Annotated in this window: 17 protein-coding genes; all 17 read right to left on the minus strand. The window is 60.6% G+C overall.

Annotated features, from left to right (window positions below; all coding sequences use genetic code 11):
* A partial coding sequence (locus HMCN_RS17240; protein ID WP_202962640.1) for a phage baseplate assembly protein occupies positions 1–255 on the minus strand: 255 nt, incomplete at its 3' end.
* Entirely contained in the window at positions 245–1,528 is a 1,284-nt protein-coding gene (locus HMCN_RS0103850) for a DNA circularization protein (protein ID WP_025916138.1), read from the minus strand. The genes HMCN_RS17240 and HMCN_RS0103850, both read right to left, overlap by 11 nt.
* 90 nt (positions 1,529–1,618) lie before the next feature.
* A complete protein-coding gene (locus HMCN_RS0103855) occupies positions 1,619–3,886 on the minus strand; it encodes a hypothetical protein (RefSeq protein WP_025916139.1) in 2,268 nt (755 codons plus the stop codon).
* A gap of 118 nt (positions 3,887–4,004) precedes the next feature.
* Positions 4,005–4,319 carry a phage tail assembly protein gene (locus HMCN_RS0103865; protein WP_025916140.1) on the minus strand — a complete coding sequence of 105 codons (315 nt, stop codon included), beginning with the start codon at positions 4,317–4,319 and terminating at the stop codon, positions 4,005–4,007.
* 2 nt (positions 4,320–4,321) lie between these two features.
* A complete protein-coding gene (locus HMCN_RS0103870) occupies positions 4,322–4,675 on the minus strand; it encodes a phage tail tube protein (RefSeq protein ID WP_081801398.1) in 354 nt (117 codons plus the stop codon).
* Between the two features lie 82 nt (positions 4,676–4,757).
* The gene (locus HMCN_RS0103875) at positions 4,758–6,242 is read right to left on the minus strand and encodes a phage tail sheath subtilisin-like domain-containing protein (protein WP_025916142.1); all 1,485 of its coding nucleotides are present in this window, start codon (positions 6,240–6,242) and stop codon (positions 4,758–4,760) included.
* Positions 6,243–6,278: 36 nt separating this feature from the next.
* Complete coding sequence (locus HMCN_RS0103880; protein WP_025916143.1) at positions 6,279–6,524, minus strand: DUF2635 domain-containing protein; 246 nt, start codon at positions 6,522–6,524, stop codon at positions 6,279–6,281.
* Positions 6,521–7,120, minus strand: a complete 600-nt coding sequence (locus HMCN_RS0103885; RefSeq protein ID WP_025916144.1) for a hypothetical protein — start codon at positions 7,118–7,120, stop codon at positions 6,521–6,523. Before HMCN_RS0103885 ends, HMCN_RS0103880 begins: the two co-directional genes overlap by 4 nt.
* Positions 7,120–7,602, minus strand: coding sequence for a hypothetical protein (locus HMCN_RS0103890; RefSeq protein ID WP_025916145.1), 483 nt, complete (start codon positions 7,600–7,602; stop codon positions 7,120–7,122). Before HMCN_RS0103890 ends, HMCN_RS0103885 begins: the two co-directional genes overlap by 1 nt.
* A complete protein-coding gene (locus HMCN_RS0103895; RefSeq protein ID WP_025916146.1) occupies positions 7,599–8,234 on the minus strand; it encodes a hypothetical protein in 636 nt (211 codons plus the stop codon). Before HMCN_RS0103895 ends, HMCN_RS0103890 begins: the two co-directional genes overlap by 4 nt.
* A gap of 2 nt (positions 8,235–8,236) precedes the next feature.
* On the minus strand, positions 8,237–8,569 hold the full coding sequence (locus HMCN_RS0103900; protein WP_025916147.1) for a hypothetical protein: 333 nt from the start codon (positions 8,567–8,569) through the stop codon (positions 8,237–8,239).
* An 86-nt stretch (positions 8,570–8,655) separates the two neighbouring features.
* Entirely contained in the window at positions 8,656–11,217 is a 2,562-nt protein-coding gene (locus HMCN_RS0103905; protein WP_035625706.1) for a phage protease, read from the minus strand.
* Between the two features lie 148 nt (positions 11,218–11,365).
* Positions 11,366–12,424, minus strand: a complete 1,059-nt coding sequence (locus tag HMCN_RS0103910; protein WP_025916149.1) for a hypothetical protein — start codon at positions 12,422–12,424, stop codon at positions 11,366–11,368.
* Positions 12,424–13,770: a hypothetical protein gene (locus HMCN_RS0103915; protein WP_202962641.1), complete on the minus strand. Its 1,347-nt coding sequence runs from the start codon at positions 13,768–13,770 to the stop codon at positions 12,424–12,426. The genes HMCN_RS0103910 and HMCN_RS0103915 overlap by 1 nt, the downstream gene beginning before the upstream one ends.
* On the minus strand, positions 13,757–14,011 hold the full coding sequence (locus tag HMCN_RS0103920; protein ID WP_025916151.1) for a hypothetical protein: 255 nt from the start codon (positions 14,009–14,011) through the stop codon (positions 13,757–13,759). Before HMCN_RS0103920 ends, HMCN_RS0103915 begins: the two co-directional genes overlap by 14 nt.
* Positions 14,001–15,638, minus strand: a complete 1,638-nt coding sequence (locus HMCN_RS0103925) for a hypothetical protein (protein WP_025916152.1) — start codon at positions 15,636–15,638, stop codon at positions 14,001–14,003. The genes HMCN_RS0103920 and HMCN_RS0103925 overlap by 11 nt, the downstream gene beginning before the upstream one ends.
* Positions 15,635–16,615, minus strand: coding sequence for a hypothetical protein (locus HMCN_RS0103930; protein ID WP_025916153.1), 981 nt, complete (start codon positions 16,613–16,615; stop codon positions 15,635–15,637). The genes HMCN_RS0103925 and HMCN_RS0103930 overlap by 4 nt, the downstream gene beginning before the upstream one ends.
* Positions 16,616–16,646: the final 31 nt, after the last annotated feature.

Here is a 16,646-nt window from a genome sequence, read left to right on the forward strand (position 1 = left end):
GCCATGCGCCTGCTTGTCGAACGACGGCCGCACCGCATCGGTATAGCCTGTGATGACGGTCTGGCCGTTGATCTGCAGCTCGCAGGCATCGCCCGGACGGATCTGCCACGGTTGCGACTGCCCGGCCCAGCGGTCCATCACGCCCAGCTCGAACGCGCCGGCGCACTGCTCGATGCCGATTTCTGCGCGCAGCGTCTTCCACCCGGAAAACACCAGGCCGCCGACTTTCAGGGAAACCACCGGGCTAGACGACACGGCGCACCTCCAAAGGCGAGCCGCCCGGTACGAACAATGGATGCAGCACGGTGGCTGCAGCCTGGTTGCGCTCGACCAGCTCGGCGGCATACGCGCCCGAACCATACAGCCGATACGAAAGCACCTGCGCCGGTGCGGATGCCGGCAAGGTCATTTTGGAAAGCTGCGCCAGATCCGCGCCGCGCGCGGTAATGTCGCGCACCATTGCGCTACGTAAATCGTGCAGCGCCGCATACACCGCATCCGGCGCATCCAGCATCAGCGCGTCCAGCGCTTCGTACAGGGTGTCGCGCACCGCCACCGATTCGTCGGTGCTGGCGAACGGCAGGTAAATCGACGACCGAACCGCCTCCACCACCGCACAACGGGCTACCAGGGCAAACACCGCCGCCTGATTGGCTGCCTGCTGCCGGCGCACCGGCGTATTGGTTGGGATGATCGGCCTGGCATACGGCGTGCCGGCTTGCCCGTACGTCGCCAGCGGCAGCAGGCTGCGCAGCGGGTTGGATGGTTTGCTGGCGTTGCCGAACGAAATCGCTGATTTACCGGTACCGGTGCCGGAGGCGGAAAAATCAAACTGGCCAACCAGTGCCCGGATCTGCACCGACAGTTCGGTAAACAAGGCATTCGGCGTCGCCAGCAAGCCCAGTACATTGGCTTTCAGCATTGACCCGGCGCGCACCAGCTGGGACAGCGCTGACAGGTCAAAGCGCATTGCCGACCGCACTGCAGTCACCACATCATTGATATGGCCGATTTCATCTACAAACGACTGTACCGACCAGGCCGGCGCGCCAGCGACAGAAAACTCGGAGGCGAAATCATCCTCCATCGGGCCGTAGGCAGCATCGGCTGCATCATCCACGGCTTGCTGGGTATCGACTGCGGTGGACGGCTGAACATCCTCGCCAGCTTCGACAAACACCAGCGAAAACGACACCATGCCGCGCCGCTCGATGAAAGACTCGCGCAAGCGCCCTGGCTGTAACAGCGACACCTGCAAGGTGCCAAAGGAAGGGTGGATCAGTGTTCCGGGGCCAGCCTCCGTCAACGCCGCGATCAGGCGCTTCATATTGGGCAGGTAATCATCGCCGATGATGAAGCCATCTACCGCGAACTCGGATGCTTTGCGCCCCATATCTTCGGGAAACGGCAGATCCTTGAGCGGAAATTCATGTGCAACCGTGCGTCGTCCGACCGAAGTATCCGCGCTGGATACCTCGAATTGGATGCCACGGAAAGAGGCTGGTTGCAGTTCGTCTCGGAAGCTCAAGGAAAATCTCGGTCACACGATGAAGTGATGCCGAGTTTGCCGCTTGCGTCAATACAAAATCAGGGGGGGATTGTGTTGGCAGGGGACGAATCAGTGCGTCATCATCGGTCCGGTATCGAGCCGGAAGTTTGTGCCGGATAGATTCGTTTGCGAGACAACCGGCTTGCCCATTTCATCGAACGCGATCTTCAGCTGCAATTTTGCCTCAATCGGGTTCGACTTGATCGATTGCTGCAATGCCTGCGCGACCCTTTGCGGATCGGGGTCCTTTGAGCCGAACATCGCCGCGCCTGCCATCGTTCCGGCCTCATGTCCGCCCCAGTATCCCAACCCGCCACCAATCAAGCCCCCAATCGCGGTGCCAACCACCGGAAAAACGCTGCCCATCGCCGCGCCGGCAACTGCCCCGCCAAGGGCGCCGCCCAGGGCCCCACCAACAGCGCCGGTATAGCCGATTTTCTTTTGCTGCGCGGTCAGTTTGTCATTGCTGTAAATGTCATAGGCGTCATAGCCAGCGCCCACCGCAGCCATCGCCCCAGTACCTTTCAAATTACGAAGAAACGTTTTGCCAAAGCCGCCAGTGCCCTTCGGCACACCGGGGATACCATCGACACCGGCGTTTCCGCCAACCTTGCCAAGCGCAATTGATGCAAGGGTCGCGTTCCTGCCCAACAAAGCCATCACACCCGCCGCCACGCCAGCACTTGCGCCCAAGGTCATGACGCCAACTTTGCCGCCTTCCATGGCAGCGGCAAGCGCCGGGTATTTCTCATACAGGGCGCTGGTTTTTTCGGCTAATTTGCCGAGCCAACCATTGAAGCCTTCCATGCTCCGATAAACTGCATCCGCCTTGTTTTCCTCTGCCAACTGTGCCTTGTAGCCGGGCTGAGCCGCAATGAATTCATGCTCCGACTCGGCCATCTTGATGGTGCCGTCCTTGTTGATCTGCTTCACCATGTCATGGTAAGCGTCCGGATTGGTCAGCACGCCGATGCCGCCGCGCAGCTCTTGCTGGTTATGGAACAGCTTGCCGATGCCGCGCCCCAGCAGGATGGCGGTAACGTTATCGGCAATGCCGCTCAGTTCCTCTGTCGCTGCCATCTGCGCACCGGTGTCGCCGCGCTTTTTGGCATCATCAAGGCGTTTCTTGGCGACATCGCGCTTCTTGACGGCCTCGACATATTTCGGATCGCCTTTGCTGATCATGCCGACGATCTGGATCATGGTGTCGACCGCATCGACGCCCTTTTCGGCATTCGAGGCCAGCAGGTGCCCCAGATCGAGATAGTTCTTGCCGGTGCGCTTTTGGCCGTTGTTTTGGACCAGTGAATTCGTCTTTTTGTCGAAGCTGAAACGCTTGAGGTTGTTGGCCAGATGCGCCGAGTTCATCGAGTTCAGGAAATCGGTGGTATTGATGCCGGCTTGGTCCGGTGTGCCGGAATAATCGACCGCCAGTTCGTTGAGCGCCACCATCTTCGCCACGGCCGACGATCCCGACATACCGGCATTTTTTGCCGCCGCCGACTGCTGCGGGAAATAATGCGCCATGTGCTTGATCTCGGAGCCGCCGATCGCGCCGCCGTACAGTATCTTCGCCAGCCCGGCGGGGACCTCGTCGACCGGCACGCCCAGGCTTTTAACCAATCCAGACGTGGCTTGCCCCACATCGACGGCGGAAGCATTGCCGGCTTTGGCGATCATGCCGATGAAGGGCAGCACCTTCAGCGTGTCGTCCATGTTGCCAAGCGAGTTACGTGCAATCAGTGATTCGGCGGCTTCCAGCAGTTCTTCCCGCTTGCCGCCGCTGTAGCGCGTGGCCTTCATCACGCCGGCATCGAGCTTGGCCATGCCCGTGATTTTTTCATCGATGCTGCCGCCCAGTAGCGACACGTTGGTCGCCTGGGCCAGCCGCATGCCGTAATCCATCGTGGTATGCACAACAGGGGCCAGCACCGCCTTGCCGGCCTGCCAGCCGGCCATGGCGGCGCCGATCGCTTTGCCGCTGGTCTGCAGACGGTCGAAGGTATTCGCCAGCAGCGTCGCCTCCTGATTCGACTGGCGTAACTTGTTTTTCAACTTGTCGGCGCCATCGTTGCGCCCCATCTTCTCGATGCGCTCGGTCAGTTTCTCGACCGAGGTTGCGACGTTCTGCACTACCTTCGGCAACGCATCGAAGGCAGCATCGGTTTTGCCAATGCGCTCGGTCAGCTTGTCCACTGAGGTGGAAGCGTCTTGCACTACCTTCGGTAACGCACCGAAGGCTTTATCAACTAACCCGGTAAACCGCTGAATATCGCCCAGCGCCTTCGTATAGTCGGCGTTGATACGAACTGAAATATCTTCTTTTCTCTCAGCCATGTTCACTCATTGTCTTCTTTGGTCAGTTGTTCAATATAAAAATTGAATCGGGCGCGGGGCATGGCCAGAATGTCGGCCTCGCTCCAGCCCGTTTCCTTGCCGAGAAAAAGCACCGACCTTAATCGGTCGCCTTGCTCGGCAATGACTCTTCCCCCAGGCTGGCCACCTCGCTCAAGCCGTCGCGCAGCGCGTTGAAGTCATCCGGTTCCAATGCCCGCACCATCTTCAACGTGAAAGGGCCGTCATAAGTACCGACACGCACCAGTTGCAGACTGGCCAGCGCAGCAGAGAAGTTCATCACCTTGCTGGCCGGAACCTCCATCTCGGCATCCAGCATGTCGGCCGTGGTCATCTCGCGCAGCTCGAAATCCATGTGGATTTCCTTGCCGACCTTCATGCCTTTTTTGAACTGTCCGGTATAAGTTGCCGCCATGATTACATTTCCTCCACGTCGCCGATGAAGGTCGCCGAGATCTTGCCGCCGGCGCTGATTACGCGCGCCTGTTCGCAGACCGCGTTGCGCATCATGTAGGACTGCCCGTTGTTCCCCTCGGCAATTATGGTGCCGCCGCGCATGGCCTGCACCGGGCGCAGCTTGAAGCCCTCGATCGCCAGCAGGCTGCATTTGAACTTGCCGGGGTTGAGTTTTTCGACGCTGTGGGTATTGCCAGCGGCATCGACTACTGGCTCATTGTCGGCGCCGCCGATATCGATTTCGGTAGCGCGCTCTTCGGTGGCGTAGGTCTGGCCGTTAAAGGTCATTTTCAGCCGTGCGAGTACTGCAGACATGGTGCTCTCCTGATGTTGTGCTGTTGCTGGCAGACCATGTCGAGGATGTTCTCGACATGGTCGTACACATTAATTAATGAACTTAGTTAATAAACTTGACCGCCGCGGCGAACACGTCGAATTGATTGACCAGGTTTGGCGATGCCACCGCGTTGACCTGATTCGGGTTGGCGATTGAACGCAGGATCAGCAGCGTTTTCTTGAACTCATCCACGTTTTCGATGACGCCGGCGTATTCCAGGGTACGCGCCAGCGCAATGGTCTCGATCTTCAGCACGCTCGGCGTGACGATCGGCTGGCCGGGCGCGAAGTTGGTGCCGTCGTCAGCCAGCTTGAAATCCGGGTAGCGGGTCGCGATCAGCACTTTCCACGCGTAGCGGAAGTAATCGGCGGTCCATTTGCTCTGCAGCTTGAAGTAAGCCCGGGTCGGTATGCCGAAACTGTTGGTCTTGTAGGTGGTGGCCACCATCTCGATCATTGCCTTGCCGCCGGCGTCATAACGCAGGGTGGAAATACCGTTCTTCAGCAGATTGTTGCGGGTCGGCTGGTCGAAGCGGGCGCTTTCCGCCGGCGCCGGGATGCCCGGCAACACCATGCCGAAATAAGGACGGGCCGGGTCGCCGGATCCGCGCAATGCGCATAGTCCGGCCACCGACGCCGCAATGCGCCACGGCGCCACCATATTGCCCTCGCGCGGGATGATCGACACATGCGGGCTGTTGCGGCCGGTGCCGTACGTCACCAGGGTGGCGAAGGTGCCGGACAGGGCTGCGAAGCAATGCGATTCCTGCTGTTTCATCGGGCCGTAGCGGTCGGCGAAGTCGGCCTCGATCTTGACAATGTTGGAGCTGTCAGTCCAGGGGCTGATCAGCACGATGCGGTCATCGCCCTTGATGGCGGCCAGCAGCGGGCCGACATCGGGGTTGCCGGTGCCGCCCGCCATTGGAGTGACGGTCAGCGCCACGCCGGACGGCAGGTTTTGCCCGAGGTAGAACGAGTGGCGCACATCGATATCGTTGCCGCATTCGCCCTTGTGCCTGGCCACCAGCGCCAGCGTGGCTGTGGTCGGCGCCACCGGCACCGATAATGGCAGGTCCGGGTTGGCGTTGATCTGGGACGCAATGTTCGCCGCGATCTGGATTGCGGTATCGCCGCTGGTTACACCGACCTGCACCAGTGTGCCGTCGATATACAGCGCAATGGTGCCCGATGCCGTCGCAGGGCCAGCCGCCAGGATGGAACCCGTTGCCGCCACGCCGGCCACCAGGTCGTCGGCGGCAATCACGGTGAATTTCCCGTACGGATGCGCCTTGAATGCTTCAACCGCCATCTGCGCCAGCAGCGATCCACGCCCGCCCAGCTGCACCACCTGGTCAGGCGTCGCCACCGGCACTTCGGTCGGCACCAGGGTCACTGAGGTGCCGGCAGCCAGCTTCTGGCCCATGATGATGATTTTGCGCGGGATCGGCGGCGTGCCGCTATCGGCGCGCGAGCCGTCGATTTCAATATATTGCCCCGGCACAAGAACGTCGGCCGGGATTTCGCGAAAGCTGACATTGTCGGCCATGGCGGTTCCTCTCTGTTAGATGATGCGTGGATGGGCCTAATTGCCCTTGGTTTTTGATGTTTCTGGCTGTGCGTCTGCAAACATAGGCGCATTCATCGGCGCTTCAGGCTGTGCGTTTCCAGGCACAGGCACATCCTCGATCGTCACGTCGCCATCCGACTGGCGCTGATACCAGTAGCTGTTGAGCGCAACAACCTTGCCTTCGACAGGCAGATTGCCGTTGCCGTCCGGCAGCGGCACGATCATGCCGGGCTTGGGGGTGATGTATTTCTGTTCGGTCATGGGGTGCTCCTGGGGATCTCGACGCGCATCTGCGCGTCCGGTTGGCTGGTGGTGTAATCGGGTATATCTGCGACCCACTTGCTATGTTCAGCCGCACTCTGGTGCGGCTGGGCGAGATCGATGCCGGCTTGGAACGTCAGGAAGTCGGTCAGGTGGCCGATATTTTCATCGGTGGTCAGCGGCTCGGTGGCGTCGTACGGGCCGCATTCGACCTTGACCGATACCCAGCCATACGGCGCTTCGATTTGGGCCGAATGATCAGTGTCGGTGATCCGCATCAAGGGCCCGTACAGTTGGCGCTGGATCAGGGTCTTGATCTCGCGCGCCATGATCAGTTCGGCCTCCTCGATGTCTTCTCCTGTGGCATTTCGATTCAATTGCAGCTGCCCGACCACCTTGAATATCAGCGTCTGATCAAAGACATCGGCGCCAGACTGGCCGACCGTTACGATCGTGAACACGCCGGCTTTCAACTCAGCCGGCAGGCGTTCGGCAAAATCCTTCAGGCTGCGGGTGACGATGCGCAACGGGTAAGCCGCTGCCAGTACAGCCTTGAAGGAGCTCAGTATCTTGGATTCTGGGGTCTGTGGATTCATTATTCGAATGCCTGTTGTGCCGCGGTATGCACGCCTTCGCGCAGCAGGGCGACCACGCGGTCATCCATCTTGTCGCGGGTACGCTGCACAAACGGGTTGGCCTTGGTGCCGTTGGCGGCGATGAAGCGCTGCAAGCCCTTGGCGCGCACCCGCAGCTGCTGCTGATCGGTCACGCGCTTGGTTACGCGCAACCAGTCCATCAACGGATTCAGCGGGGCCCAGTGCGGACGGCCGCCATTGTTGACGGCGGCCGCGTATTTCATGCCCGGCGCCACGCTCCAGTCGGCGATGCTGTTCTTGTGTACCTGGATACTGTTGGTCAGGCTGGTCAGGGCTTTCGGCGCTTCCTTCTTCTCGGCCCGGGCGAATTCATTTGCGCCGCGCTGCACGAAGCGGTCGAGCGTTTTCGGCATCGTTATCACCGCCCGCGCCACCCGTTTTTCCAGTTGGGCCGCATCGACCACGATATTCAGGATCCTCATATGCCCAGCCTCGCGACCTTGGATTCCCACTCGCGCATCATCACGATATGCAACGCGGCCGGCGTCATGTTGCGCGGGGAAGAATGCAAACCGTCGCGCATGGTCACCGGTTTATTGATATTGCGCATCGTCATCTCGCGCATTGCCTCGGCCTGGGCCCGCAGCAGCAACAGGAAGCGGTCGCCGGCCGCCAGCGTGGTATCGGCGGCGGTGTCGCCAATCACATGCTGGCCGAAATAGTAGTAACGGAACTCGGTGCCGAGCGTCATCAGCTGCAGCTGGGTCGGCGCCGGCGTCAGGTGCAGCTCGCGCCCGGACACGCCGTCAGCCACATGCACATCCGGCAGCGGCCCCGGCCATTGCCGTTCCCACGGTTTGGCCCGCGCTACCGGCGCAATACCCCACAGCGACGACTTGAACAGGTACAGATTGGCCGGCGCCGGGTAATCCATGCGCCCGACCTCGACTGTCATGCTGCCCAGCAGGGTGCGGGCCCGATGGCGACTGAAATCGAGCGCAGCCGCATCCAGCAGCCGATCCATGTCGCCGGGATCGGCAAACACGTCCAGCGCATCGTGCAGGGATGCGCTCAGATCAGCCGCCAGATCGGGGCGGGACATCGAACTGGCCATGCTTACTGACCGTCAGCCGGGTTGGACGCGCGGCGTAGTTTTTCGGCCGCCATCAATTCCAGCAGGGATTTGCGGGCCTGGCCGTTTTCTTCCAGATACATGGCGGAATGCAGCTCGTCGTCGCTGAGTTTTTCCAGTGCGGATCCGATTTCCTTGACGTTGCCTTTCAGCCACTCGGCGATCGGGTCTGGCGGCGAATCTTCCTTTCGCTCTCCTTCCGGCGTCCAGCCAGGCAGCAGCGACGGATCGACGTCGCGCGTCTCGCCGGCAGGGATGGTGACGCCGCCGATATGGGCGGTGTTTTCACCTGTGTTTGTGTAGGGAACTGTTTTCATGATGGCTTCCTGTCGATTGTTTGGCACAAAGCCTGCCCTCCAATGAGGGCAGGCTTTAGCACTTGCTGCTGGGGTTATCCCGTGGTTTAGCGACCGGTTACGCTGTACACCAGCACCGAGGTCATGCGCTGGGCGACCGGGGTCGGCACCTTGATTGCGCTGTACTCTTCGCCATACGCCTGTTTCTTGCCGATCGGCGTGCCGCTGGAATCGACCGCCTCGAACGGCTGGCCGGTAACGAAAGGCTTGGCAACCACGTAGCCCAGCAAGCCGCGCTGCCCGATCAGCACGCGCTCAGCGCCCATGTCCACGCCTGGCGCGTTGGTGCTGTAGGCCGGCAAGGCATTGACCTGGCCCAGATCGCCGACGTTGTCGGTGTTGGCGCCGCTGCGCTGGTACTGCTGCATGAACTGCTCGGCGTTCGACATCGCATTGTTCAGGCTAGGAGAGGTCAGCAAATAATCCGGCTTGACGTAACGCTGTTCGTCCATGAATGCCTTGCGCTTGCCGATCGCCTGGATCACCTTGTTCATCTGCTTTTCAAGCGTCGAACCGGCCGCGATGTCCGAATCCACCTTGACGATGTTGGTCGGGGTGTAATACGCGATCGTGTTGGTGCCGGTCGCGGCTGGCACTACCGGCACGCCGGCTTGCGTGACGAACTGGATATAGCCGAGATTGTAGGAATTGGCCTTCCAGTAGGTGCCTGCCGCTTGCTTGCCGGTGCCGTCCCACTGGGTGATCACAACAGTGTTCAGCGTGACCACAATCGGATTCTGCGGCGATCCGACAGCGTTGCCCTGCAGGTCGCGCTGCTGAAACGGACGCACAATCGGGAACGATGCCGTCTTGATCTGGCTGACAGCACCCAGCTGCGATGTAAAGCTCTCGGCTCCGACCGAGGTGGCCTGGTAGGAGTCGGCCGAGCGCTGCAGCTCGTTCAGGATGCGGCGGCAGATCAGCTCGCGCATGATGCGGGCGTTCATTTCGACGTTACGGCCCATCGCATCCCAGTTGATTGCAGCGGCCTGGGTGAAGTGCATCACCTCGTTCGACACCAGCATCGCCAGCTTCATCGGCTGGATGTAAGCGGTATCCATGAACTGGCCCATGCTGGCTCGATGGATCGGCTGGCCTTCGTACACGATGCCGTCGTTATACACCGCCGACATGTCGCGCAGCTCGTACGGGATCTGGGTGGTCACGGTGGCGCTGAAGTCGGTCGATGCCTGCACCAGTTCCAGGATGCGCAGATCGGACAGCGCCTCGCGGATCACCTCGCGGCGGAAGCCGACCGGCAGATTCGTGTCCGAGATATTGGTCATGCCACCGGACAGCATCTTGACTTCATTGGCGATCATCGGCGCATGGAGGCGGTCGAACTCGGCCAGCACCATGTTGACGAAGGCTTCAGAGCGCGGCGACAGCTTTTCAGCCAGCTTCAGACCGCCGTTGGCATAGCTGGAGGTTTTCTTGAGCTGGTCGCGGTACATGCCTTCCAGCTTCTTCACATCCTCGAACGGCATCGAGATATGCACGCTGCCACGCGGCGCCACATAGCCGAGCGCGGACAGCTGGCGCGCGACAGCCAGTTCATTGCCCTGGTTGATCTGCACCTGGGCCAGTTTGACGACCTGTTCCTGTGTCATTTCAGGGGTGATCAGGTCGGCCACCGCTTCGGTCAATACTTTCTTGGTCTCGGCATCGAAGGCGGCGACAGCGCCGATGGTGTCGGACAGCAGCTTGACGTTGCCGTCGCGCTTCTCAGTCAAAGCCTTTGCGCTATCCGCCGCTTTTTTGGTTTCGTCGGCCATCAGCTGCCTGACCTGGTCGGCATTCATGCCCATGTTCATCGTAGGTACTTCGACCGACAGTTTTACCTCCTGGCTGCCGATCTGCTCGGCTAGCTGGGTGCCGGACTCTTCAAAGGAAGTCAGCAATAGCGTTGCTGCGCCTTCGTCGGCGACGTGGGCAACCGCTTTTTCAGCGGCGAGCATCAGGGAATCGACCACGCCGGCCGCCAGTTTTTTGGCGATCAGCTTGGCTTTCAGTTTTTCGAGTGCGTTCTTGTGCATGATGTGTAGCTCCTGCAGTAATTTGGTTTGGAGTTCTGGATGGATCAGGACGGGAATGCCCTGATCGCCGGCGGCTTCGGATAACTCGATAGGATCCAGGCGCTTGATGGCGGGACGCACGACCAACCCCGCGCCCATCATGACCGGGCCGAAATCGGTGCCGGTCTCGTTATCCTTGTAATGTTCGTGGTATTCGATGGATAGGTAGCGGTAGCCCTTGTTCTGGATCGCGTCCAGGCCAAGCGGCGTCCACTCGCACAAGGCCCGCAGCCGGTCGCCCTCGACCGACAGCTTCAGCACCTTGGCTGCCGCCCCCTCGTTCGGGCGATGCGCAACATCAATGAACACGTCCTGGCCGAATACCCGCTTATTGAAGTTGTCGACCATCGTCAGCAGCATGGGCCGGCTGATCTCGAATTCGCCGTAGCGCGGATCGGTAAACTTGCCGGTGCGGGTGATCGTCACCCAGGTAGACGCCTTGCCTTCCTCCAGGATCACATGGAGGCCGGACAGGAATCGCACTGATCCGGATTGCGCAGCATCCAAAAGGATGTGACGTGATGATGTTTTCATTGTTCGCCCTGAATAAAAATGCCTGGCATCACCCCGTTTTCGAGGGAGACGGCTCGGAGGGGAAAACCGATGCCACGCAATAAACTTTACTGACTCAGACGCCAGTTTCAGGGTTTTTACAATACAAAATCAGGGGGGGATTGTGTGGTTACGACTGGCGGGCTATGCGTTTTTGCACGTCGCGCCAGCGGCTTCTGACCTGCGATGCGGGCAGCTTGCCAGCCTCGAACGCCTCGTTTTTGTTCACGCCCAGGATGCCCTCGCGGTCTGTGCTCGGAACCGTCTCCAGGAATTCGGTGGCGGTCTGCTGTCCGGCCCTGTCGGCTTCGGTTACCTCATTCCGGTACACGATTACCTCGAAACTCAGGGTATTCGGATGTGCTGGAAGCGGGCTTTTCCCATGCGGATAGACCCCGGCGCCGAGGCCGAACAGATTTGCCCGGGCGTGCATGTCGCAAATGTCGACGCGCGGGTGCCGCGGCGATAGCATGAACTGGGTGCCGATCGAATCGTCATCGGCGGCAGCGCTTTTCTGGTAGGCCTTGGTATGGGCCCGGTTGATCTCGGTGCGCATCACCCGCATGGCATTGTCGAGCGGGGCGCCGCGCCCGGTCATCAGGCCTTCTTCCACCGAGCCGGCGATGTTGCCTGCGGTGGCGGCATCCTTGGCCAGGTCGATCTCCGCCGGCGGCAGGATGCCCCGCGCCAGAAAATCGCGCGCCGCCTGCGCCGCGCCTTCTCCGCGCACCACTGCATTCTGGACCGCCTGGCTGACGATCTCGTTTGCATGGCGATCGATGCGCCAGATCCGATCGGACAGCTTCAGCTTATCGGGGCCAACATATTCACGCACGAACTGCGCCGCTTCGACCCGTATGCTGTCCAGTTGCGCAGCATTCACGGTCGGCATGAATGGCGTGACGCCGATGGTGGCGGCCTGATCGATACCCTGCATCAGCACCGCATTCCGGGCGTTGGCCAGTTTGCCCAGCCGCGCCTGGATCTGCAGCAGCAGGGCGGGCAGGGCGGTAGTGGAGACGATGCCGGCCGCACCGGCCACGGCGGCGATCATCTGCCGGATATCCTGCACCGCGTCGTCGTACTGTTTTTCCAGCTCGGCCAATGCCTGCGCATCGAGCTCACGCATGTCATCGCGTCCCTTGGCTGAGGCGGCAAGCACGGCCTGCTGTTCCGGAGTCAGGGCCATCAGCGGTGCGTGATGCTGGTGGCGGACTGGCCCTTGCGACCGTTGCCGGGGGTGATCTTGACCTGCGGCGCTTTCGGATCTGGCTTCACGTCGTCATCCGGGTACGGATTCACCGAATTGGCCTGATGCTCCAGCATCTCGTTGATATAAGCCGGGTCGTATCCCAGCTCCTGCCAGATCAGGTTCTGCGGCAGGCCCAGAGCCTGCAGCTTCAGCGCACGGTCGGCGGCCTGATTCGGGGTCTCGGTACGGCGTTCCGCATAGCAGATTGAAAAGTCTGCATCGAGCGGGTTGATGCCCTTCAGCAGCAGGTCGATATGGAATGCCTGCTGGTAGCCATAGGCCAGCGTATCCTGCAGCACGTCGATTTCGTCGTAATAGTCACGCTTCAGGTCTTCCAGAATGTCACGGTTCAGTCCATCGGTGTACCCGGCCAAACCTTTCGGCATCGGTGAGCCGGAAAAGAAGCAATCCAGCAGCAGCGCGATATCGGCCACCTGATCAAGGTTGCTGTCGCCCTGGATCGGATTGACCGCACCTTTCTTGTTCAGAAAATAATCGGTGGTGATTTCGCTTTGCTTGTTGATGACCTTGGCTTCATAGGATTCCAGTTCTGGAGCTGTCGCCCCTTCCAGCACGTGCGACAGTCGCAGCGGCGCCCGCACCCGGCGCCGGATTACCAGATCCTCCTCGGTCATGCGCAATTTCTGCCAGGTAGTGCGGTTGGCATCCAGAAAAGGCCGGCCCAGCGCGCCCATGTCGTCGAAATTGTCCGGATCGAAGCGCACCAGGTGCAGCTGCCACAGCGCGAAATGGGATGCCGGTTCGCCGGTCACCAGATCGTGCTGGGTGTAGGCCCGGCTCACATCCTTGAACTGGCCGCTATCGTTGACGTTCGGGACGATGGTCTCGGACGGCATGCGCACCAGGCTGCAGACGTTGTTGCGATCATCGACGATGATCTGCAGCGGCAGATTGCCCTCCATCACCAGGCCGCGAGCATCGGATTTCAGTTTTTCATGCCGGTCCAGCTGGCAGCGCCGGCGGAAATCCTCCCATGCCTCCGACACCGCCTCGTCCGGCTTGGCCAGCTGCATCACCAGTCCGCCTTTAATAATGTCGCGCGCCACCCGGCTGTGGATCATCTTGACCCGGCCGTCGAGCTTGTCCATCTCGCGGATGCCCAGGATCGCATTGCGGACTTCCGGATCGACATAGAACTGCCGGTACAGCGAGCGGTAGCGGTTCTCCGGCCCGAGCCGGGTGCCGGTTTCGGTACTGTTTGCCACTGGCGCGTTCGGCAGCAATGCGCGCAGCATTCCGGCCAGTTTGCTAATGAGTATCATCGTTGACTTTCGTTATGGTGACAGAGCGCCAGCCGTCGATCATGCCGAGTGCGTGCAGTTCCTTGATCATCGGCACCAGCTCCGGGCATTTTTCCTTAACGATGGCGATGGTCTGCTTGATGCGTGCATGCTCGGCTTCGCTCAGCGGCGGCAGCGGCTTCGATGCAGCCGCTGCTGGGGCGACAGGCTTCGGCCTGACCGACACGGTGGCATTCGTCTGGTATGGGCGCTCATCGGACATGGACGGCTCCTAGTAATTGTTCTCGGCTCTGGGTGCGGCCGCTGATGATGGTCGGCACATGGTCAGCGCCGCGCGTGGTCAGCGCCCAGACCCCGGCGCAGGCGGCATCGAACAAGTCGTCGCCGATCTTCGGATCGACCTGCTTGTAACTCGAATACGAACCGGATTTATTCGGGACCGCCTTCATATTCCCCATCTGCCGCACGAAGATGCGCCAGTCGTCGGTGTTGCTGGCGCTGACCCGGTGTTCGTTAGTCCATTGAGGGTTCGGGTCGACATCGCCCTCCAGCGCCTCGATATCCTCATCAAACGGCGGGATCGCCGCCTGCCTGTTGTGGAATGCAGCGCGCAGCGCCGATGCCATGCTGTGCTTGGTCATGCCCTCGAAACGGATAGGAGCAAAAGCCCATTGCTGCCAGGTCGATGCGTTGCTGTCGCCGTCGCCGATGGTGCGGCGGTCGATGTACGTCAGCCCTTCGCGGTACAGATCATCGTTGACCGAGGTCAGCATGCCGACGCCATACGCATCGCCCATCGCATAATCCGGACTGAAATAGCGCCACAGCCCGACCAGGTCGCGCCGGATCACGTTGTCGTCGGTACCGGCCGGCCAGGTCTTGACGTAGATGAATACGGTGAAGTTGCCCAGCTGCTCGCACACTACCAGCGCCGACTTGGACGCGGTCATGCTTTCGCCGTGGCCGCTGTGATCGTAGCCGAACGACACCAGTCCGCGTTTTTTGTAGCGTACGCCCGGCATCGGCCCGGCCGCTTCCAGCTTGGCCTGGATCCCGACCGACAGCGCCAGCCGGATGTATTTTTCCCAGATGTGATTCTGCGCCGCGACGTTCTTGCACAGGTACTGGCGAATGAACTCGCCTTCCGGCATCTCGGTGCGCTTCTGGGTGCAATAGGACTCGTTCAGGATGCCCAGTTCGATGCCCAGGTACATATTGACGATCGGTAGCAGGTGGTAGACCTTGGAATCGATGAAGCCCTGCAGCGTGTCGGCACCCTTGAACACGCCGGTGATGCGGATCTGCGGCTTGAAGGAAACATCGGCTGCCACGCCGAGCCTCCGGGCCGAGCCCAGCATCGGGAAGAAGTTCGAGTACAGCCGTTCGGCCGGCATATCGTCCATCTCTTCCAGCGACGCATACGACAGGCCGTCACCGTCGATCTGGCTCATGATCCCGTAGGCGATACCCTTGCTGCCGTTGTACAGCTGATATTTGGTGTCCGATAGCTGCTGCCGTCCGGATTTGTGCGCCAGGTAGCCGGACAGGATCGGAGAACGCCGGATCGCATCGACGTGATAGGTCAGATTGGTCTGCGCCTGCTGCTGCCGTGGCGCCACGATGCCGACCTCCTGGTGCGGATTGCAGGCATTGTGCTTGAGCGCATGCATTTCCTTCACCGCGGTCTTGCCGGTACGCCGGCACGACACGTCGATGGTATTCGGGTGCATGTCCATTTCGATGCACTTCAGCACCTGCATCGGATCCAGATCGACCCCATGCACATGCTTGTGCCACAGCGCGTGATCGTCCTTGTAACGCAGGATTTCCACCTCGGCCCTGCTGGCCACGGTGATGCGCTGGGTGGCACTGACGCGCTCGCCGCTCATTGCTCGCGTGCTTCGACGTCGATCACGTCGCCGGCAATGCCGTTTTCCCGCCCGAACTCGACCAGGATCGGATCGGATGCGGTCAGCTGATTCGAGCGCATCACCTTGGCCGACAGATCCTGCAGCGCGGTCAGCTGGCGGCGCTTGTACTCGTCGTCGCTCAGCATCGGCATCGTCTTGCTGCCGAGCTGGCCGGGCAGCATATCCTCGGCCTCGATCACCTTGTTGGTCATCCCCATGTCTGCCAGGGACATATTGTTCTTGGTCAGCAGCTCCGACATCGATTTCAGCAGCGGATGCGCGGACACTTCCATGATGGTTTGCTTCTCGCCATGGTCGTCGGTGTAGGTCGCCAGACTCAAGTGCCCGTTTTCATCGAAATGGAACTCCGGCCGCGTCAATTTCACGCCGTCGGCAATGATCGTCATGATGATCTGCTGCAGGATTGAGAAGATCGCCGCCTGCATGTCCGCATACATCCCGGTCAGCATGCCCGGCTTGCGCTGCTCGAAAGCGGCGTGGTGCAGCATGAAATTCTGCGTCTGCTTGACGCAGCACGGCTGCTGCGAACAGTAATAGCGATCGACGTCGCACGTCGTGCACAAGGCATAACCGCCTGGCTTGGCAGGGAAATACGTTGCCACCTTGGCCGACGCGCCATGCTTCATCGCATTGAAGCGCGTCCGCAGACTTTCTTCCTTGGTCGGATGCCCGATCAGATTCTCCGAGCTGGCCGCCTTGCCCTCGTCGGACGTCGGCCCGGTCGCTTTCTGCCAGGCCTTGAGCAACGAGCGCTCCCAATGCGCTTGGCCGCATTCGGCATCGCAATCCGGGCACGGCGCGAAATAGTGCCACGGATGCACCGCATCCTCCGGATCCGCATCCACCCGCGCCGGCTCGGCCTTGAATGAACCGTGCCGGCCGCAGCGGAACGTGACTTCTTTCAGTTGCGAACGATGATCTTTTTTAACGGGCACAAGAGGAGGGCAGCAAAGTTGAGATTCGCCC

The organism is Herminiimonas sp. CN, assembly GCF_000622895.1.
Classification (GTDB): Bacteria; Pseudomonadota; Gammaproteobacteria; order Burkholderiales; family Burkholderiaceae_D; genus AVCC01.